16 protein-coding genes and 3 pseudogenes are annotated in these 18,891 nt (G+C 71.3%); 10 read left to right on the plus strand and 9 right to left on the minus strand.

The genetic code is table 11. The features are described from left to right. Both ACE1OC_RS00485 and ACE1OC_RS00490 read right to left on the minus strand, forming a co-directional pair. Positions 1 to 474, minus strand: coding sequence for a hypothetical protein (locus tag ACE1OC_RS00485; RefSeq protein ID WP_403721994.1), 474 nt, complete (start codon positions 472 to 474; stop codon positions 1 to 3). A 690-nt stretch (positions 475 to 1,164) separates the two neighbouring features. Continuing rightward, positions 1,165 to 1,403 (minus strand): annotated as a pseudogene (locus tag ACE1OC_RS00490) (IS5/IS1182 family transposase); the annotation flags it as partial. Between the two features lie 266 nt (positions 1,404 to 1,669). On the opposite strand from ACE1OC_RS00490, the gene ACE1OC_RS00495 reads away from it, so the two are divergent. Further along, entirely contained in the window at positions 1,670 to 2,059 is a 390-nt protein-coding gene (locus ACE1OC_RS00495) for a hypothetical protein (protein WP_031142953.1), read from the plus strand. A 441-nt stretch (positions 2,060 to 2,500) separates the two neighbouring features. Further along, positions 2,501 to 2,641, plus strand: a pseudogene (locus tag ACE1OC_RS00500) (aminotransferase); the annotation flags it as partial. 123 nt (positions 2,642 to 2,764) lie between these two features. On the opposite strand, the gene ACE1OC_RS00505 reads toward ACE1OC_RS00500, so the two are convergent. Further along, on the minus strand, positions 2,765 to 3,421 hold the full coding sequence (locus ACE1OC_RS00505; RefSeq protein ID WP_407835224.1) for a hypothetical protein: 657 nt from the start codon (positions 3,419 to 3,421) through the stop codon (positions 2,765 to 2,767). Between the two features lie 69 nt (positions 3,422 to 3,490). Here ACE1OC_RS00505 and ACE1OC_RS00510 point away from each other — a divergent pair, with 69 nt between their 5' ends. The 3 genes from ACE1OC_RS00510 to ACE1OC_RS00520 all read left to right on the plus strand — a co-directional run bounded on the left by ACE1OC_RS00510 (position 3,491) and on the right by ACE1OC_RS00520 (position 5,621). Then, entirely contained in the window at positions 3,491 to 3,694 is a 204-nt protein-coding gene (locus tag ACE1OC_RS00510; RefSeq protein WP_407835225.1) for a hypothetical protein, read from the plus strand. 242 nt (positions 3,695 to 3,936) lie between these two features. Beyond that, positions 3,937 to 4,116 carry a hypothetical protein gene (locus tag ACE1OC_RS00515; protein ID WP_037893985.1) on the plus strand — a complete coding sequence of 60 codons (180 nt, stop codon included), beginning with the start codon at positions 3,937 to 3,939 and terminating at the stop codon, positions 4,114 to 4,116. A gap of 593 nt (positions 4,117 to 4,709) precedes the next feature. Then, the gene (locus tag ACE1OC_RS00520; protein ID WP_407835226.1) at positions 4,710 to 5,621 is read left to right on the plus strand and encodes a MerR family transcriptional regulator; all 912 of its coding nucleotides are present in this window, start codon (positions 4,710 to 4,712) and stop codon (positions 5,619 to 5,621) included. A gap of 294 nt (positions 5,622 to 5,915) precedes the next feature. On the opposite strand, the gene ACE1OC_RS00525 is transcribed toward ACE1OC_RS00520, so the two are convergent. Continuing rightward, the gene (locus tag ACE1OC_RS00525; protein WP_407835227.1) at positions 5,916 to 6,485 is read right to left on the minus strand and encodes a TetR/AcrR family transcriptional regulator; all 570 of its coding nucleotides are present in this window, start codon (positions 6,483 to 6,485) and stop codon (positions 5,916 to 5,918) included. Positions 6,486 to 6,648: 163 nt separating this feature from the next. Beyond that, positions 6,649 to 7,410: an isocitrate lyase/PEP mutase family protein gene (locus tag ACE1OC_RS00530; RefSeq protein ID WP_407835228.1), complete on the minus strand. Its 762-nt coding sequence runs from the start codon at positions 7,408 to 7,410 to the stop codon at positions 6,649 to 6,651. Positions 7,411 to 7,430: 20 nt separating this feature from the next. Between ACE1OC_RS00530 and ACE1OC_RS00535 the strand changes: the two genes are divergently transcribed. Further along, positions 7,431 to 7,802 (plus strand): hypothetical protein, encoded by a 372-nt coding sequence (locus ACE1OC_RS00535; RefSeq protein WP_407835229.1) that lies wholly within the window; start codon positions 7,431 to 7,433, stop codon positions 7,800 to 7,802. On the opposite strand, the gene ACE1OC_RS00540 is transcribed toward ACE1OC_RS00535, so the two are convergent. Then, complete coding sequence (locus tag ACE1OC_RS00540; RefSeq protein WP_407835230.1) at positions 7,799 to 10,177, minus strand: tetratricopeptide repeat protein; 2,379 nt, start codon at positions 10,175 to 10,177, stop codon at positions 7,799 to 7,801. The genes ACE1OC_RS00535 and ACE1OC_RS00540 overlap by 4 nt on opposite strands. A gap of 299 nt (positions 10,178 to 10,476) precedes the next feature. Here ACE1OC_RS00540 and ACE1OC_RS00545 point away from each other — a divergent pair, with 299 nt between their 5' ends. Further along, positions 10,477 to 11,949, plus strand: a complete 1,473-nt coding sequence (locus tag ACE1OC_RS00545) for a phosphatidylinositol-specific phospholipase C domain-containing protein (RefSeq protein WP_407835231.1) — start codon at positions 10,477 to 10,479, stop codon at positions 11,947 to 11,949. Between the two features lie 87 nt (positions 11,950 to 12,036). On the opposite strand, the gene ACE1OC_RS00550 is transcribed toward ACE1OC_RS00545, so the two are convergent. Next, entirely contained in the window at positions 12,037 to 12,234 is a 198-nt protein-coding gene (locus ACE1OC_RS00550) for a hypothetical protein (RefSeq protein WP_407835232.1), read from the minus strand. A 581-nt stretch (positions 12,235 to 12,815) separates the two neighbouring features. On the opposite strand from ACE1OC_RS00550, the gene ACE1OC_RS00555 reads away from it, so the two are divergent. After that, positions 12,816 to 13,616, plus strand: coding sequence for a hypothetical protein (locus ACE1OC_RS00555; protein ID WP_407835233.1), 801 nt, complete (start codon positions 12,816 to 12,818; stop codon positions 13,614 to 13,616). A 464-nt stretch (positions 13,617 to 14,080) separates the two neighbouring features. Here the strand turns inward: ACE1OC_RS00555 and ACE1OC_RS00560 are convergent, their stop codons facing one another. Next, positions 14,081 to 14,743, minus strand: a complete 663-nt coding sequence (locus ACE1OC_RS00560; RefSeq protein ID WP_407835234.1) for a response regulator — start codon at positions 14,741 to 14,743, stop codon at positions 14,081 to 14,083. Further along, positions 14,718 to 15,890 carry a sensor histidine kinase gene (locus ACE1OC_RS00565; protein ID WP_407835235.1) on the minus strand — a complete coding sequence of 391 codons (1,173 nt, stop codon included), beginning with the start codon at positions 15,888 to 15,890 and terminating at the stop codon, positions 14,718 to 14,720. Before ACE1OC_RS00565 ends, ACE1OC_RS00560 begins: the two co-directional genes overlap by 26 nt. Positions 15,891 to 16,065: 175 nt before the next feature. Here ACE1OC_RS00565 and ACE1OC_RS00570 point away from each other — a divergent pair, with 175 nt between their 5' ends. Both ACE1OC_RS00570 and ACE1OC_RS00575 read left to right on the plus strand, forming a co-directional pair. Continuing rightward, entirely contained in the window at positions 16,066 to 18,351 is a 2,286-nt protein-coding gene (locus ACE1OC_RS00570) for an MMPL family transporter (RefSeq protein ID WP_407835236.1), read from the plus strand. Positions 18,352 to 18,552: 201 nt separating this feature from the next. After that, positions 18,553 to 18,744 (plus strand): annotated as a pseudogene (locus ACE1OC_RS00575) (hypothetical protein); the annotation flags it as partial. Positions 18,745 to 18,891 lie beyond the last annotated feature (147 nt).

The raw sequence follows: 18,891 nt of genomic DNA on the forward strand, positions 1-18,891 counted from the left end.
TCAGCCGGTCCCGTCCGCGCCGTCCTCGTCGGCGGGCGGTGGAACCCGCCCTCCGGTCGCCTGGTGGTAGTGGAGGCTGCCGCCCTGGACTGCGAAGAGGGTGCCGTGGTCGCGGGCGGTGTTCGACTGCGTCCACACCTGCCGCCCGGCCGGCAGGCCGTTCTGCACGCGGGCGACCAGCTCGCGCAGTTCGCCCTCGGAGTCGGGGTGTTCTTCCAGCAGCAGGAGCAGCCGCCGGCGCCACACCGGCAGCAGCTCCGCCCGGATCTCGTCCGCCCCGGCCGGTTCGGCGCGGACGACGAGGTCGGCGTCCTCGTCGAGCTGCGCGCCGATCGCCGCCCCGCGGGCCTCGCCGCCCCGCCCGAAAAGCCGGACGACCCCGCCGCGGGCCCCCTGCCACACGTCGGTGGCCATGGCTCCGATCAGCGCGGTGGCGCCCGCGCCGGCGAGCGCCGTCAGTGACTCAGCCAGCATCCGTCCTCCTAAGTCCCGTGCCGCGGGCAGCCCCCGTGATGCCGAACTCCCCTGTCCTGGCACCAGGTTAGCCGGGCGGGCAGGGCACGTGCTCAGCCGCGGAAGGCCTCCGGGCGTTCGGGCGAGGCCTCGGTCAGGGCCTTCGTGAACGCCGTCGATGCCGGCGTGAGCGTCCACATCGGGCACAGTTGTGAATCCGGGGGCGGCCGGCCACAGTGCCTAACGAGCTCGTGCATGGTTGGCGCAGGCACGTCGAAAGGTGGGGGTCGGCCTGGTGTTCACTGCCGCTGGGGCCGGGCCCGCCCGCGGCAGTCTGCTGGTGTGAAAGCAGTCCGGCGATGGCTTGGATCGCGTCGCTCATGTGCTCGCGGCGGCCGTGGTGGCGGGCGAGTGCTCGCCAGTTCTTGAGGTGTGCGATGCCGTGCTCGACCCGGATCCGGCGTGAGGAGTGGGCCTTGCGCTGGCGCTCGTAGATCTCCTCGTACCCGGCGGGTTCTTCTTGAACTTGCGATGCGGTGGTGTCACCACGCGGCCGCACGATCGAGGCCCGCGCGAAGCACGGTGTGGTCTGGGGTCCTGAGCTGGCTGCTCTTGATCAGTCAGTGTTTCCAATGCTGGGACCTTGTCGCCGCCCAAGTGGTCCGGCCGGGTGCGAGGGCGACCGCCCTGGGAGCGGGGAACGCGGATCCGTTCGAGGACCTCGATCATCTGCGGCGCGTCGCCCCACTGGCCGGGCGTGACCAGGAAGGCCATCGGCCGACAGCCACCCTCACCCGCGAGGTGGATCTTGCAGGTCAGGCCGCCCCGAGACCGTCCGAGTCCTTCGTCGCGGTGGTGGTGCCGAGGCGTCGTCCCTTTTTCGGGACACGTGGCTTCTTCGTGCGGGCGCCGGACGCGTGCTGATGGGCACGGCAGGACGTCGAGTGGACGCTGACCATGCTCCAGTGGATCCGGCCCGCGAGGTCGGCGTCGGCCTGAACGGCACATCAGATCACCCCGCCCCATGGCAGACACAACGAGCCAGCAATCCAACAGTCGCATGATCCGACGGACAGGAACCTGGCCCCACCGCCCGGTGTGCCAGTGCCTCCACCTGGGCAGTGGTCGTAGCCGGCCAGGCTCCCGCCTCGGATACCGTGTTCCTCTACGGGGTGCCACAACGGATGTGACGCCCCCCACCGGAGGTAGTCACCGTATGAGTTCAAAGCGCAGCAAGAATCCAGCCCTGCCCGTACTTGACGACGCGTTCCGACTCGCGTCGGTCAAGGAGGCCGAAGAGTCCACCCGTGACTTGGCCGCACGGCTGGCCACCACCGAGCTGCGCCGCGCTTCCCACCCGGGCCGGGTCACCTGGGAGCCCACCGATCAGGCCGAGCCCGTACCGGTCCCGCCGACTGTGGTCGACGGTGACGGGGACCTGTGGCTGCGGGACCGGGGCACTGGCACCTGGACCATGCCCGAGTTCAACCCGAAGGAGTTCCCGGCCCGCTGCGGCGAGGTTCTGACGTGGAACCAGCTTGCCTGCGAGTTCGGCCCGCTCACCGCACTGGCCGACGACCGCCGCATCGGCGGCGGCCGGCGCTGACCCCGCAGCCTTCTGGGATGACGGCGCCCCTGTCGACGACGGCCATATCGAACCGGCGGACCATGGCCAGGCTGGCCTCCTCTTGATCGTGCAGAGTGCATGCTCGAAGGAGCTGTCGGCAAGCGTGCGATCGGTTCTGCGGTGGTCCAGCGACACTGCCGGTGCCATGATCAGCCTCTGCGGGCCCTCATACGACACGAGGGAACAGCGCGCGTGGGTGAGCAGTGGAGTCCTCGAAGTCGAGCAGCACCGCGTTCTTGGGTCGTGCCCGGCGCGCCTGCCCGGGCGCGGCTGACGCATGTGGCCCGGTTATGCCGCCAGGGAACATCGACTCCACCGCCCGGTTCAAGCCCTCCAGCGTGCCCTTTGAGGTGCGGGGTGTAAGCGGGCAGGTCCTCCACCTGAACCACCAGAGCTGACCGCCCCGGGCGGGCGCCTCCTCGAAAGAAGATCCAGGTCGTCCAGGGCACGGGGTTCAACTGGCCCCGCCCCGACCACTTCCGGATCCTGCCCCTGCCGTACGCCGACGACCTGGACGCGGCAATCAGCCGTCTCGGCCGTTTCCTGAGCGGGTACCGCCAAGAGAAGGCGGTGACCACACAGCACACGACAGAGGCGGCCAGGCCGGGTTCGGGAAGGCCTGCGCGGGCGGCTGCCGTGGCCAGCCGTCCGGCTTCCCCTTCGCCCGGGAAGCCCCCGACGACGTCACGCGGCCGGCTGCGGGCTCCCATGGGACAAGCCCGAGCGCCGCAGGGCTCGCAGCATGGCCGGCAGGTCAGCGGGCTCGCCGCCCGAACCCCGGACGAGGGTCTCCAGAAGCTCCGGCGTCAACTCGTACCGCTCGGCGCGGCGCACCAGTTCCACGCGGCCCTCCCCGAGGACCGCCCCGCCGTCGAGCTCCCGCAGCAGCTCGTCCTCGTTGACGAAACGGCTCAACCCGCAGTCGAGACCGTCGTCATCGAGGTCCGCCGGGTACGGCGCCCGTGCCCAGGACCCGTTCTCGGACCAGTACACGCACCCCAGCTCGTTCCCCGCGATCAGCTCACGGAGCGCGTCGTGGGGGAGCCAGTCCGGAGCCCCGGCCAGCATGTCGACCGGCGGCTCGTGCCACTTGACCCCGCTGGACTCGTCCTCACCGAAGAGCACGAACCGGTCCCCGCCCAGCGGCTTCAACGTCCACCAGGTGCAGCCGCAGTCGTCGAGGTGCAGCCCACGGTCGTCGATCCAGCAGCCCGTGCGGTGGACCGGCGGCTTCTCCTCCGCCTCGGTCGTCGCCTCCAGCACGGCGACCGCGCTCCACCGGGCCCACAGGACCTCCGGCGCGGGCAGATCCTGCGGCAGTCCGGGCCTGTGCACTGTCATTCCATCCCCCACGGGTGCGCGATCACCTTCCGACGCACCCTAACCGTTCCCGTTGGCACCCCTACCTCGGTGCCGTGGCGCAGGGCCAGTGCGGTGTACTGGCTGATCCGGGGCAACGGGGATGTTCTCGTGGTTCCGGCGAAGTTCCTTGCCGCCGTCGAGGGTGCCGCAGCCCGTCCCTCGTCCGAGCAGTTCACCGTCGGCCACGCAGCAATCCGGCACACCGCGGTCCCCATGGAGCAGTACCTTCCCGATCTGGTCGTGGGGCTGTGACTCGGCAGCAGCAGCGATCGGACGCTCCAGGCGGCTCAGGCACCAGCCGCACCGCACGGCCCCGGTTCGCTCTGACGATCGACGTTGTCCTCGAGCGCATGCTGGGGTGAGCCCTCTGACCAATTGGGCCGGGCGCGGGTACGGTCCGGCGAGCACGAGAACCAATGGGTCGACGAGGGTGCAACGAGCCTGCATGCAGTCGGAGCTGCCGGGCATACGGATGACACCTTCTGGAAGGAGTCATGATGCTCGGCATCGCGGCCGCCGTACTGTTCTTCATCAGTTTCTTGATCAACGCGGCGGAGATCTCGACGAACCACGTATTCTCGTCCGGCAATTTCATGATCCTCGGCCTCATGCTGCTCGCTCTTCACGTGGCCGGCATCGGCGGCACCTGGGCGACCCGTAGCCGACGTCGCTGAGCATCGGGAGAAACGTCGGCGCCGTCACCGGCACCGGCGCCCGCACACTCCAAGGGACCCGGCGAGGGACCTCCCTCGCCGGGCGCCACCGATGCACTCAGTGCAGGTCGAGCAGCATCGCCCGTCCTGCACTACACACCCGGGTCGACTCCACTGGTCCTGCCCCCGGGGAAACCGGGCAGCGGCGTACGGCCCAGCTGCTGAGTACAGCGGCACCGCGGTCCCGCGTGCGGGTGAGCCCGGCGTACGCCGTGCACGGGCCGGGCACAGTCTGTCCGCGCGGGCCAGCCACAGCGGCCGACAAGCCGGACGGCGGGCCGGGAATTGCCGCGGGCCTGGACACGCGGGCCCTCGGTCAGCAGACCCGAGGGGCGCTGCGCACTCAGGAGGGCTCACTCGCTGTGTTCGACGGGGAAGCTCGGCTGCGTCGATCCAGCGGCCGGCCCTTCGGGCGGCCGGGAGGCTTGCGCTGCGCTTCGGCCTGGTTCGGGCTCCGCTGCGCTCCGCCGTACAGGCAGGCGGGTTTGCATCTTCCGTAGCGTCATGTGGTCCCGTGGAGTCGTTCCCGTCCGTACGTGAAAGGTTCCCCGCCGATGCCCATGTCCTTCTTCGTATCGCGTCAGGTCAAGATCGGCGATGCCGCTGCCCTGGTGGGCACGACGCCGCGGGCGATCCGGCACTACCACGACGTGGGCCTGATCCCCGAGCCCCAACGGGGTGGAGACGGCCGCCGCCAATACGGGTTCCCAGACGTGGTCCGGCTGCTGTGGATCAGGAAGATGGCCGACGCCGGAATCGCCCTCGACGACATCCGCGACGCCTTCACCACCCCTGGGGTCGGGGCAGGACCCGGCGAGGGTGAGGGTGGCGGGGACGGCGTGAATGGCGGGGACGGCATCGACGCCACCCTGGCGCGACTCGAGAAGGCACTCGCCGCGCAGCAAGCGGAACTGGCCCGCCAGCAGGCCCGTGTGCAGCGCATGCGTACCGAGGGCAGCCGGATGGGACTGCTTTCCGAGATGGTCACCGGCCGCCTCAAGAACCTCCCCGCCGGCTCACTGCGCCAGGCGGACCTGGACACCCTGCTCGTCACCGAGCGGATCTTCGGCCCGCTCGGTGCGGCCGTCCAGGCCTCCCGGTTCATCGCACTGGCCACCCACCCCGAGCTGCGGGACGCATCCGACCGCGTGGACGCCGCCGAGGAAGCCCTCGACGACACCGTGGCCATCGACGACCCGCGCGTGGCCGAGACGGCCGCCCGCCGGCATGCCTTCGAGGAGACCCTGATGGCAGTGATCGACGAATCGGGGATCGCCGAGGAGGAAACAGCCCTCTTCGACGCCTCGGACACCCCTCACCCCGGAACCGCCGAAGACACCCACACGCCCAAGACCGGGGACGGCGGCATGAGCGCCTTCGAGGCCGTCGGCAAACTGCCCCACGACCTCTCCCCGGCCCAACTGCGCTGCGCCGAACTGGCCCAGGAACTCGGCGCCCGGGACTGACCGCCACCGATCCGAGCCCGGCGCGGAACATGCTGCCCGACCTGGTCACGACGATCACCCGCGGGGGCATATCCGCGCAGGCGGAGAGTGGTGACGGTAGGGCGTGACACCGCAATGCTTCCCCGCCGACCTCCGCGCTCTCCAGCAGGAACGGGAGCGGACCTACACCGCCCTCGTCCATACCCCCGGGCCCGTGCCGGTCACAGGGACTCCCAGCCAAACCGGGCCCTGCCCTGCGCTCGGTGCCACCTTCTCTGCGTCAACTCGAAAGGCGCTGAGCGTCTGCGCGAGACATCAGGTCGGGGTACGGAGTCCCGCCAGAGGCCGGTCGAGTGCCTGCTCCGCGGCCTGCGGGTCTCCGCCCCGGGCGATCCAGAGCGCGGCCTCGTTCATCGCCCCTGAGAGCAGCCGGGCCAGGGGCTCCACCGGCTGATCTCCGATGATCCCGGCTGCGGCGAGCGCCGTCAGTGCCTCCGCAAGGTGCCGGGCGGAGGACTCCGCGTCCAGGGCACGCCACTCGTCCCAGCCCAGCACCGTCGGTGCGTCGACCAGCAGGATCTGTCGCACCGCCGGGTCGCTTCCCGCGGCCAGGAAGGCGCGGCAGCCGGCCCGGAGCTGCTCCCAGAGGTCCTCGTACCGCTCGGCTGCGGTCGCGACCCGCTCGCCCAGTTCCTGCTGGACCTCGGCGACTACGGCCCTGAAGAGCCCCGCTTTGCTGTCGAAGTGGTGGTAGGCAGCCCCCTTGGTGACCCCGGCGGCCCTCGCCACCTCGGCCAGCACCACGTGGTGGTACCCCTCGGCGGCGAACCGCCGCCGCCCTTCGTCCAGCAGCGCCTGCCGCGGCGCTGCCCGCTGCTCCACCACGCCACACGACCCTGGCCTGCAAAAAGAGGCCGATCAGTGGTACGTCCCGCCAGGCGGGAGCAGTAGCCGAACCTTCTTCACCGCCACCCGCCAGGCGGGAAACGGCCCAGGACCGGCAGCAAATGTGATCGCTCTCCGGTCCCGGCCCCGCACCCTTGTTACGTCAAAGCGCCCACGGCCCGAGCACGTCCTTCATCGCGTCCGTCATCGCGAGTTGCAGGAGCGGGCCGTAGGTGATCCGGCCGACGCCGAGGCGGCGAAAGCGCTCGAGATCGTGCTTGACGGGGTGGGCCGTGGAGTTCACCGGGATGGCGACGGCCTCGGTCACCGCCGCGAGCAGGGCATCGTTGTCCTGGATGCGCACCGGGTAGACGCTGTCGGCGCCTGCCTGCTCCATGGCCAGCAGCCGTTCGATCGCTTCGTCGAGGGCGGCGGAGGCGTCCTCCGCGTGAGCGAAGAGGTCGGTGCGCCCGTTGATCCAGACCGGGATTCCCGCGTCGTCGGCCGCGGCGCGCAGGCCGGCGATGTAGCTCGCGTGCTCCTGCGTGGTGCGCAGGCGTCCGCCCTCCGAGTGGACGGTGTCCTCGACGTTGAGGCCGACGCCGCCGACCTCGGTGAGTCCGGCAATGAGCTCTGCGGGCTCGCGTCCGTATCCGGACTCCAGGTCCACGGACACGGGGACGTCGACCGCGGCGATGATCGGTTGGACGGCGGCGAGTACCTCCTCGAAGGTCTGTCCCTCCTGGTCCTCGGCCCCCCTGGAGGCTGCGAGCGGATGACTGCCGACCGTCAGCGCGGGGAATCCGGCGTCGGCCGCCGTCCGCGCGGACCACACATCCCAGACGGTTGGCAGCACGAGCGGCTTGTACTCGGCGTGCAGCTGCTTGAGGCGTTGAGCTCGCTCAGCAGTGGTGCGAAAGTCCATATCGGAAACGCTACCCCCAGATGACCACCGACGCGGTGCTGATGCTGCTGCGGCGCGACGGAACCTGCCTCTACGGCAGCGGGAGCGCCCGCGGGCCGGACGGCGCCGCCGGAGGCGCACCGGACGAGCAGGCCCGGCCCTACACCGACGTGGAGGCCGCCCGGTTCCGGGCGGTGCAGCGCCGACTGCGGCAGGACTCCGGAGCCGACGGCGATATCGACCGCGTCCAGGGATTGAACACCGACATCACGGCCGCGGGGCTACCCTTCCTCCACCGCTTCGTCGGGCTCGCACTCGCGTTCCACCACGCCACCGGCGGTGAGGATCCGCCCGGCGGCGCCGGACAGCAGCACAAAGCGACGAAGGCCCGTACCAGACCATACGGGCCCTAAGCGGTGCTGGCGGCGGCTTCCAAAGTGCTGATCTCGGCGGCGGCTTCGAGCTGCCGGGGGTGGTTCAGCCGGACCAGGGCTTCGTGGGCGGCCCTCAGGGTTTCCCGGGCCTCCTCGTGACGACCGAGGTGACGCAGGACGACGCCCAGCTCGAGCCGGGCGGTCTCGCTCCAGAAGGACATCGGGTTCGCCGCACGAAGGGTCAGCACCTCACGCAGTGGAGCCTCCGCCTCGCTCCACCGGCCTAGCGCGGCCAGGTCGTTGCCGACGTTCTGGCTGACCAGAGCCAGGTAGGAATTGCTCACTCCGGTCGGCCGCCCCGGGATGCCCGCCCGGCAGAGCGCCTCGCTGCGGCGGTGGATGGCCAGTGCCTCCTCAGGCCGGCCGTCCATGCGCAGGACCTGGCCGAGCGAGTTGAGGGCGGTGAGTTCGGCCAGCCTGCTCTCGCCGCAGGACAGCCCGGCGAACTGGGCCACCGACGACCTCAGCCGGGCGACGGCCTCCCCGGTCCGACCGAGCCGTTGGAGCGCCCCCGCGCCGTACCCGAGCGCCCAGCCCACCTGGAGCTCGTCGCCCGCCTCCCGGGCCGCCCCCAGAGCGGTGTCCGCTGCGGCCAGCGCTCCGGCGTAGTCGAAGACGCACATGTTGCGGGCCCAGGCGAGGTAGTTCAGCTGCACGGCCACCTCACGGGTGCTGCCCAGCGCCCGGGCGGAGTCGGCGGCCCGACCGAACACCTCGGCCCACAGCTCCCAGTCCATGGTGGCGTCGGAGAACCAGTGCATCGACTCCGCCGCGTCGACGACCTGCCGGTGACGGCCGGTCGACTGGGCGTGGCGCAGGGCCCCGAGCCACTGGGCCCGTTCCTCCTCCAGCCAGGCCCGGGCCTGGTCGCGGCCGACCGGCGCGGTGGCCGGGTCGGGGTCGCCTTCCGCGTCACCCTGGTCGGCGGCCGACCCGTACTCGGCCTCGAAGTGCAGGGCGGCGGCGGTGGCCCGGCGCAGCGTCCAGCGGGCGGCCCGGTCCTCGGCGGCGGCGATCTCCTCGGGCCCGTCCTCCTCGGCCGACTGCTCGGCGGCGAAGAGGCGCAGGAGGTCGTGGTAGCGGTAGCGGTCAGCGGTGGGGTGGGACTGGAGAAGGCCGGCGTCGACCAGGTCCTCGGCATACCGGGCGGCCGTGCGAGTGGGCAGGTCGGCCAGGAGGGCGGCGGTCTGAGGGCTGAAGTCGGGGCCGTCGGCCAGGCAGGAGCGTCGGAAGACGGTCCGTGCCTGCGGGCTCAGTTGCCGGTAGGAGAGGGCGAAGGCGGCCCGGACCTCGAGCGAACCGGCCTTCAGGGTGTCGAGGCGACCGCCTTGTTCGGCGAGTTGGGTGGCGAGTTTGGTGATGTGTTCGGTGGGGCGGGCGGCGAGGCGTTGTCCGGCGATGCGGACGGCGAGGGGGAGGTGGCCGCAGAGTTCGGCGAGGTCGCGGGCGGCTTGGGCCTCTTGTGTGACGCGATGGGGGCCGATGATGCGGGTGAGGAGTTCGACGGCTTCTTCGCGGCGGAGCAGGGCGAGTTCGGTGCGGTGGACGGCTTCGAGGCCGGCGAGGGCGTGCCGGCTGGTGACGAGGGTGAGGGAGGCGCCCTCCCCGGGCAGCAGAGGTCGTACCTGGTCCTCGTCCGCGGCGTTGTCCAACAGGAGCAGGACGCGTCGGTCGCGTAGGAGGGAGCGCAGGAGGCCGCTGCGGTCGTCGGTGTCGGCGGGTACGTCGGTGGAGCCGAGGGCGCGTAGCAGGCGGGCGAGGGCGTCGCGGGGTGGGGTGGGGTGCAGGTCCATGCCGCGCAGGTCGAGGTGGAACTGCCCGTCGGGGAAGTGGGGTGCCAGGGTGTGGGCGGCGTGCACGGCGAAGGCGGTCTTGCCCAGGCCGGGCTGCCCGCAGACCACCGCCACGGGCGGACGGTCGCGGTCGGGGTCGGACTGCTCGGCCAAGGCCGCCAGCCGCGCCAGGGCGGGCCCGCGGGCGGTGAAGTCGCGCAGGTCGCGCGGGAGCGCGAGGGTGTGGCGGAAGACGGGGTCCGGGGCGGTAGCGCCCGCCGGGCCGGCGCCCGCGTACGAGCCGGCCGCCGGCTCAGCCCCGGCCCGGCGCGCGCGGGGCCGTCCCCGGCTGGCGGCCCGTTCCAGTTCCTCGCTGCCGGTCGCGTCCAGCCCCAGCGCCGCGGCCAAGGCCGCCACGGTGCGCCGCTGGGGCCCCCGGGACCGGCCACGCTCCATGTCCGACAGGGCCCGCACGCTCACCCCCGCGGCGTGCGCGAGCTCCTCCTGGCTCTGCCCGGCGTCCGTGCGCAGGCGGAGCAGATGCTCGCCGAACCCGCCGGTGGCCGGTGTGTCCGTCCCCATGCCCGCTTGTCCCCCGGTGCTGCGCGGACCGGTCGGTCTTCCGGTCCTTTAGTCCGGCAGAAGTATGCCGGACCGTACTTCTGCCGGTGGAACTGCCTGGTCCGGATCGGCCCGCCGCGGTTGGCTGGGGCGACCCGGGAGGGAGCCCGACCAGCCCCCGCCCGGATCCGGTCCGTCACCGCTCCGCCCGCGCTCCCGCGTGCGGCTGCGCGCCGGGCACGGGGGACCTCCGTACACCCGGTCGCCGCCGTACCGCGCCCGCGGACGCCGGCGGCCGCTTCTACCAGGGGAATTTCACCATGAGAACCAGTGGTACCGCGTCCCGTCCGGGCGCCGACCGCCGTGCTCGCCTGCTGCGCCTGCTCGCCCTGCCGGTGCTCTCGCTCCTCGTCCTGGCCTCGGCGCTGACGGCTCCCACGGGGGCGGAGGCGGCGAGCAGCAAGTACGGGAACGCGCGCTACCACCAGTGGTCGTTCGTGACCTCGCACAACGCCTACGCCAACACCAACGTGAACTGGCCGTTTCCGGCGCCGAACCAGTCGCAGAGCATCAAGGAGCAGCTCGAGGGCGGGGTGCGCGGGCTGATGCTCGACACGTACGACCCCAAGGGAACCGGTCCCGTCGAGCTGTGCCACGGCGGCACGTCCCTGTGCTACGAGCAGTTCAACTCCGCACTGCTGACCGTCGTGAACTTCCTGCAGAAGAACCCGCAGGAAGTGGTGACGATCTTCCTGGAGAACTACGCGAGCCGCGAGACGCTCAGCAAGGCCGTCACCGACCTGCTGGACGCCAAGGGCGCCGGCAAGATGCTCTTCGACCAGAACGACTGGGGCATCTTCAGCAGCAACTGGCCGCGGCTGAAGGACATGGTCTCCGCCAACCAGCGCCTGGTGATCTTCCAGGACAGCTGGGGCGACGTGGCCGCCGGCTCCGGCACCCTGATGAACACGTGGTCGCACACCGTGGAGAACCGGTACAGCTACGGCCTGGGGCAGCCGTTCGGCTGCGAGTCGCGGAACGGCAACGCGCTGAACACGAACCCGATGCCGGGGACGACCGGCCTCACCCCGCTGTTCACCATGAACCAGTTCAGCTCGGACAACCCCGACCCGAAGGCCTACGCCAAGATCGACAACGGCACCCAGCTCAAGAGCCGGATCGAGAAGTCGTGTCGGCCCGCCGCGGGCGGCCGCAACCCGAACTTCGTCGCGGTGGACTACTACCAGCTCTCCGACAACTCGGGCCTCACGCCCGTGTCGGTGGTCGATGAGCTCAACCGCGACAACTACGTCTTCGAGCCCGACCCGGCGGTGTGGACCGTCAACGACGCCAAGCAGTACGTCAGCACCTACGGCACCAACCGCTGCATGGTGCGCGGCGACGAGTTCCCCGACGGCTCCGGCGGCCTGGTCACGCAGCGGGCCTGCGCGAACCCGGCGCCCAGCAGCCACCAGTGGACGGCCACCAAACCGAACTACGACGGCAAGGGCCACTACTGGATCAAGGCGGGCAACGGCTCCTGCCTGACCGTTCCGTACAACAACGGGACGCCGCCCGGCGCCGGCACGCAGCTCTTCTGGTGGCCCTGCGAGACCAAGTGGTTCTCCGGCAGCCAGCTGTGGAACGTCATGCCGACCAACACCGACAGCAACGGCCAGTCGCACGGCTACTACTTCATCAACCAGTGGACCGGCAAGTGCCTGACCCTGGACCCCGGCACGTCGACGGCCAAGGCCGGCAAGGTCACCCAGGCCGCCTGCCCCAAGCGCTGACGAGGACCGACGTACGACCGGACGCCCGGTCCGGCACCGCAGGTGGGTGGTGCCGGACCGGGCCGTTCCCGTGTCCGCCAGCGGTACTCAACCGTCAGCGCGGGCCGGGGCCGGTGCCCAGGGGTCGAACGCCCCAGCCGCCAGCTCGGCCAGCGCATCGGCGTCGGCGTCCGTCGACCAGCCGGACAACTGGTCATCGCCCTCGGCGTCCTTGGCGTCCTCGGCCAGGACCAGCCACGGGTCATCGAGCCGGAACCGAGCCGTAAGGCGCGCGGCGCCGACCACGACCAGCGAGGCCAGACGCAGCCTGACAAAAGGCGGATCCGCTCGGTCGCTGCCCCCGGACGAGCTACCGGCCGTCGGAGCGGGGCTGCCGACGAGCAGTGGCGTTACGCCAACGTGCAGTGTGAACCTCTGACTTACCTCTGAGCGCGGCCATCTCCGCGGGCCCCTGCACGATTCGGCACGACCCCGAGTCCTGGTCCACGAGGATGGGCCGATTCCCCCCGATCCTGATCTGGCGCCCTTGCTCGTCTCTCGCCGTGGGGTACCAGGTGAAGCCATAGACGCCCGTGACAGCCGGGGTCGCCCACAGGCCAAGCTCGAAGGCCCACTCGTCCCAGCGGTCGGTCATGGTCCGGCCGAACTCTTCCGCGAGTCTCCGTGCTTCGATCTCCTCCAAGAGGCCCCCTCCATCGCTCTCCACGGTCCTGTTGGAACCGGCGTAGGCACGTGGCTCCGATCACTACAACCCGCGAAGAGAGCCACCACGGCCGACCCCGGCGCGGCGCCCATTGCACCTGCGGATATCGTCGGTCGCCCACGACATCCCCGGGGGACACATGCACGCGCGAACGATCGTCTCGATGGCACTCGGCACCACGGCCCTGCTCACCATGACGGCCTGCGGACCCGGCGCGGAGAGCGCGAGCGGCACCTCGACACCGGCGGCCACGCCGTCCGCCGGGCTGGACACCCTGCCGGTCGACCAGATCCTCGCCAAGTCCGGCGCGGCCATGGACGCGCTCCAGTCGGTCCACGTCACCGGCACGCTGTCCAACACGGCGGACGGAAAGACCGCGGACGGAACGCCGGTGGCGGCGGGCACTTCGGTCAAGATGGACCTGGCCGTCGACAAGAAGGGCAACTGCCGGGGCACCGTGCAGATCGCGGGAACCGGGTCGCTCAGCATCATCAAGACCGCCGAGCTCGTCCACGTCAACGGGGACGCCGAGTTCTGGCGGAACATCGCCGCGCAGAAGAAGGCCTCGAAGAAGCAGGAGAACGCGGTGGTCGGCGCGTTCGCCGCGCACTGGGTGCGCATTCCCACGAGCAACCCGCAGGCCCGCCAGATGTCGGCCGCCTGCGACCAGGTCACCCCGTTGACGAGCGTGGGCGCGAACGCGGTCAAGGCCAAGGAGGCCGGGACCTCCCTGATCGACGGCAGGGCGGTGGTCGCGGTCTCCGCTCAGACCGCGCAAGGCCAGGAAGAGACCTACTGGATCGCCACCGAGGGCACCCCCCACCTCCTCAAGGCCCTGGTGGGCGGGGACACGGCCGGAGAGATCGCCTACTCGGCCTTCGACACCCCCGTCGACACCGCGCCCCCGGCGGACTCCGAGGTCATCGACATCGCGAAGCTCACGCCGGCCGGCGCAGGCTCCTGACCCTCCAGCGAGCGAAACGGTCTGTCCAGCAAGCCGGTTTCCACGCCCGGATCCGCAGCCTGATCGGCCGGGGCCTGTCCGTCAGCCGGCCCGATTGGGGACCAGCGGACGTAGGCGCGGAGCAGGGCGTCGTGCTCGGGGTGCCGGGGCGGCGGTCCGTTCCAGGTGCCGGGCAATCCGCACCGCGAGTTCGTCCCGGGGCTGTATTCCGCCATGAGCCGTTCGGGGCTTCGGGGCGCTGGACTGCGCGCTGCACGGGCCGGGTTGCGGACGGTTCGGGAGCGGATGCGGGCGAGCCGCCAGCACCGTACGATCCGGGTCCTCGCGCCGGCGCCTGCGCTGCGTGCCGGACTCGACGAGCAGGGGTGGCTGCGGAAGTGGGAACCCGTCCCCGAAGACGCACCCCGCTCCGGACAGACAGCCCTTCGGGGGCACCGGCGCCGGACGCGGGCTCGCCGGGCGGCTCAAGTTCCGGGGAGGATACGGCGCGTTTCGTAGGCCCACATCGCGATCTCGACCCGGTTACGGGCGCCGAGTTTGGCCATCAGGCTGGCCAGATGCGTCTTCACCGTGCTGAGGCTGATGTGCAGCGCATCGGCGATCTCGGTGTTGGTCAGCCCGCGAGCGACGGCCAGGAGCACCTGCTCCTCGCGGGCGGTGACGGCGGAGACCGGCTGGGCCACTGGGCGGCCGGCGGGCAGGTCCGCGAATGTCTTGAGCAGGCGGACGGTGACGCTGGGGGCGATGAGCGCCTCGCCGTCGGACGCCGAGCGTACGGCCTGGGCCAGGAGGTCCGGTCCCGTGTCTTTGAGGAGGAAACCGCGGGCGCCTGCGCGCAGCGCGCCGTAGACGTACTCGTCGAGGTCGAACGTGGTGATGACGACCACGGCCAGCGGGTCGGCGACGCCCGGACCGGCTATCAACCGGGTGGCCTCGAGCCCGTCGATCACGGGCATACGGATGTCGAACAGGCAGACGTCCGGGCGCAGTTCGCGGGCAAGACGTACCGATTCCCGTCCGTCGGCGGCCTCGCCGATCACCTCGATGCCGGGCTGGGCGTTCAGCATGATCCGCAGCCCGGTGCGGATGATGGTCTGGTCGTCAGCGACGAGGACGCGGATGGGCACGGCTCTCGGTCCTCCCTCTCGGCAGCTCGGCTTCGACGTGCCAGCCCTGGTCGGCGCCGGGACCAGCTCGTAGTTTGCCGCCGAGCAGGGTCGCGCGCTCGCGCAGTCCGGTAAGTCCGTATCCGTCGCGGCCCCGGCCGGTGCGTTGGCCGTTGTCGCGCACGCTCACCCGTACCGTGTGACGTTCGGCGGCGACCCGGACGACGACCTCGGTCGCGTCGATCGCATGGCGCATCGCGTTGGTCACCGACTCCTGCACGATGCGGTAGACGGCCGCGTCCACGGCCGGGGGCAGCGCGTCCAGCTCGCCGTCGAGTCCCAGGTCGACCCTGAGGCGGCCACCCGGGGTGCGCACCATGCGCTCCAGATCCGCGACGCCGGCAGGCGGCGCCAGATCGGCGCCGACGCCGCGATCGCGCAGCGCGGCGACCATGGCGCGCATTTCCTCCAGCGTGCGCGCCCCTTCCTCCTCGACCCCCTCCAGCGCCTCGACGGCGGCGGACGGGTCGGTGCCCGCGAGCACCCGGCCCGCCTGGGCGATGATCACCATGGCCGACACGTGGTGGGCCACCGTGTCGTGCAGTTCCCGGGCGAGCTGCTCGCGCTCGCGGGAGCGCACCTGATCCAACTGCCGCTCGCGCGCGGTCACTCGGAACCGCACGGCCGCCCCGACCACGCCGTTCAGCAGCAGGAAGGCGAAGCCCGCGACCTTTTCGACGAGCGGGGTCTCGTCCGTGACGGTCGCCAGGGTGCAGGCCACGAGGATCACCGCGCCGCCGAGCACGAGCTCCCGTCCCGATCCCCACCTGGGCAGCGCGTACACCAGCACGAGCACGACCGCGCCGGTGTCCAGGCCGACCGACTCGTGCGGTGCAGCGACGAGCGAGGCCACTTGAAGCAGGATCACCGAGCCGAACGCCAGCTTGACCATCGCCAGTGGACGGGTCCGGCGCCACAGGGTCAGCAGGCACAGCCATACGGCGAACACCACCGCCACCGGCCGCCACGCGACGTTCTCGCGCAGGGTGGCCTCCAGCGCCACACCGCCCAGGCCCACGGCGAGCAGCGCCCAGTCCCGCCACACCCGGGTGGGCGCGTCGGGCGGCCGGGGTTCGGTCCACAGGGTTCGCAGGTCGTCTCGTAGCACGGTTCTCAGCGTAGGCACCGCGTCGTGCCGCGCATCGGCCGAAAGGACGGGGCGTCACTCCGCCCTGGGGACGACGGATCCGCGGCCCGCGAGCCGATGCCGCAGAGCGCCGAGGCGACGAGCCTTGGGATCGGCGGCCGTACAAGCACGGCCGACGAGGTGGTTGGAGGACCCGATGCTCTCGAAAGCCCTGTTGCGTCTGGGCGGTAGTGCCGCCCGCCATCCCTGGCGGGTGATCGCGGCATGGCTGATCGCCGCCACGCTTGCCGTGCTCGCCGCGATCGCCTTCGGCGGGCGGACCGCGGACTCGATGACCGCTCCGGGGCTGGACTCTCAACGGGCCGCGGAACTGATCGAGCGGGCCGGCACCGGCCAGGAGGGGATGACCGCCCAAGTGGTCGTCACCCCCCTCGACCGCGGTGCGACGTTCTTCGACCAAGGCAGCGCGCGCACCGCTCTCACACGGCTGCAGACCGAGGTGGAGCGGCTGCCGCACGTGCTCGGCACGAGCGACCCGGCGGGGGCGCTCGACGCACGCGGGGACACCGCCGTGCGCGGCGGCCTTGTCTCGGCCGACGGGCGGATCGCAGTCGTCCGGGTGCAGTATCCCGACCAGAGCCGGCTGTCGGCCGACGACCTCGACGCCCTCGTCGATCTCGGCGACCGGCTGCGCGCCGAGCTGCCCCTGCGCATCGAGATGGGTGGGAACCTCTTCTACGCCTTCTCCGACCCCAACGGCGGCGTAAGCGAGTTGATCGGCATCCTCGCCGCGGCCGCGATCCTGTTCCTGGCGTTCGGTTCGCTCGTCGCCGCCGCGTTGCCGATCGGCATGGCGGTCTTCGGTCTGACCATCGGAGTTGCCACGATGACGGTCCTGGCGGGGGTGACGGACGTCCCGACCTTCGCCCCCGTCCTGGGCAGCATGGTCGGGCTCGGAGTGGGCATCGACTACGCGCTGTTCGTGCTCGCCAGGCACCGGGAGTACCTCGCGCGCGGGCTCGATCCCCACGAGGCGGCGGGGCGAGCGGTGGCCACGGCGGGGAGGCCCGTGGTCTTCGCCGGCGGCGTGGTCGTCGTATCGATCCTCGGCCTGGCGGTCGCGAACGTGCCGTTCATGACCGTGGGCGGGCTCGCCGTCTCGATCGTCGTTCTGATCATGGTGGTCGCGTCCGTGACGCTTCTGCCGGCCCTCCTCGGCGCCGCCGGCCCGCGCCTGGCCCGGACCGGCCGGATCGGCCGGGCCCTGCAGACCGGGAAGCCGGGCCGACGCGTGCGGCGGCGGGACACGGTGGCGGGCGCCGCTCCCGCCGCCGGTTGGCGGCGCTGGATCGGGCACGTCAGCCGGCACCCGGTGCTGTACGCGATCGGCGCGGCGGGTCTGCTGCTGACCGCGACGCTGCCCGTACTCGGCCTGCGGGTCGGCCTGCCCGACGACGGCTCACAGCCCCGCAGCCGTACCGAGCGCCGCGCCTACGACCTCGTCGCGGAGGGGTTCGGCCCGGGCACCAACGGTCCCCTCGTCATCGCCGCGGATCCCGCCGGTGATCCGGGAGTGCTGGACCGACTCGTCGGGGCGGTCTCGGCGGATCCGGGCATCGCATCCGTCTCGCCGACGCACATCGATCGGGCCACCGGCATCGCGACCCTCGTGGTGTTCCCGACCACCAGCCCTCAGGACAAGGCCACGGCCGACACCATCGCCCGGCTGCGCACCGGCGTGCTGCCCACGGCGACCGGGCACGGCCCGGCCAGGGCCCACGTCGGCGGCGCCACCGCGAGCCTGTCCGATGTGGGCCAACGCACCAGCCAACGCCTGCCGGTGCTCGTCGCCGCCGTGCTGGCGATGTCGTTCCTGCTGCTGATGCTGATCTTCCGCTCGATACTCGTACCGCTCAAAGCGGTACTGCTGAACCTGCTGAGCATCGGCGCGGCCAACGGCATCATGGTCGCCGTCTTCCAGTGGGGCTGGGGAGGCGCACTCATCGGGCTGGAAGCGACGGTTCCGATCGTGTCGTTCATCCCGACGTTCCTCTTCGCCATCCTGTTCGGCCTGTCGATGGACTACGAGGTGTTTCTCCTCTCCCGCGTACGCGAGGAGTACCTGCGCACCGGCGACAACGGCGCGGCGATCGTTGAGGGCATCTCGGACACCGCCCGGATCATCACCTCGGCCGCCCTCATCATGGTGGCGGTCTTCCTGTCCTTCGCCGTCGCCGAGGACCCCTCCACCAAGATGTTCGGGCTCGGTCTGGCCACGGCGATCTTCATCGACGCCACTGTTGTACGCATGGTGCTGGTACCGGCGACCATGACACTCCTCGGCCGGGCCAACTGGTGGCTGCCGGGGTGGCTGGACCGGATGCTTCCGCGCGGCCCGGTCGGCACCGACGGCACCGACGGGACCGACGCGGACGCGGACGCTGGATCCACGGGTGAGACCCACTCGTCCACGGCTGGTTGACCGTCCGCTCCTTGTAGATGCGCTCTCTCGCTTTCGTGTCAGTACGTGACCAGCACGTCCCTCACCCGACGACAGCGGACAGCCCCCGGTCTCTCACCTCCGTGACGGTGGCACCGCAGACGGCACGTCCCTCCGACCAGCACAACAAGCCAGTACCGGACAGCCGCACCACTGACACGAAACCGAGAGATCGCAGCCCGCGCGGAGGCGGAGAGCCTCCCGAAGTCGTCCGTCGACGCCGAGTTCTACGAACCGGAGGCCGGCCACCATGTCCCGCCGAACCGCGTCTGGCCTGCGTGGCTGTGCAGGAACCACCTCGTCACCGAGCGCCGCGAAGCACTGCGGCAGGTCGCCAACGGCATCGATCCACTCCACCCAGGCTCCCTCGCCAGCCCCGAGACGGAGCGGGTGGCCGTGAAGCTCGGTGTGTGGATCTCCGACACCAAGACCCGACGCGACCAACTCACCGCCGACCAGCTCACCGCCCTCGCGGAGCTTCGCATCCACTCGGCGCAGCAGCGAGTTGCACCCTGCCGGAAA

This window comes from Streptomyces stoeckheimensis (genome assembly GCF_045822005.1).
Lineage (GTDB): Bacteria > Actinomycetota > Actinomycetes > Streptomycetales > Streptomycetaceae > Streptomyces > Streptomyces stoeckheimensis.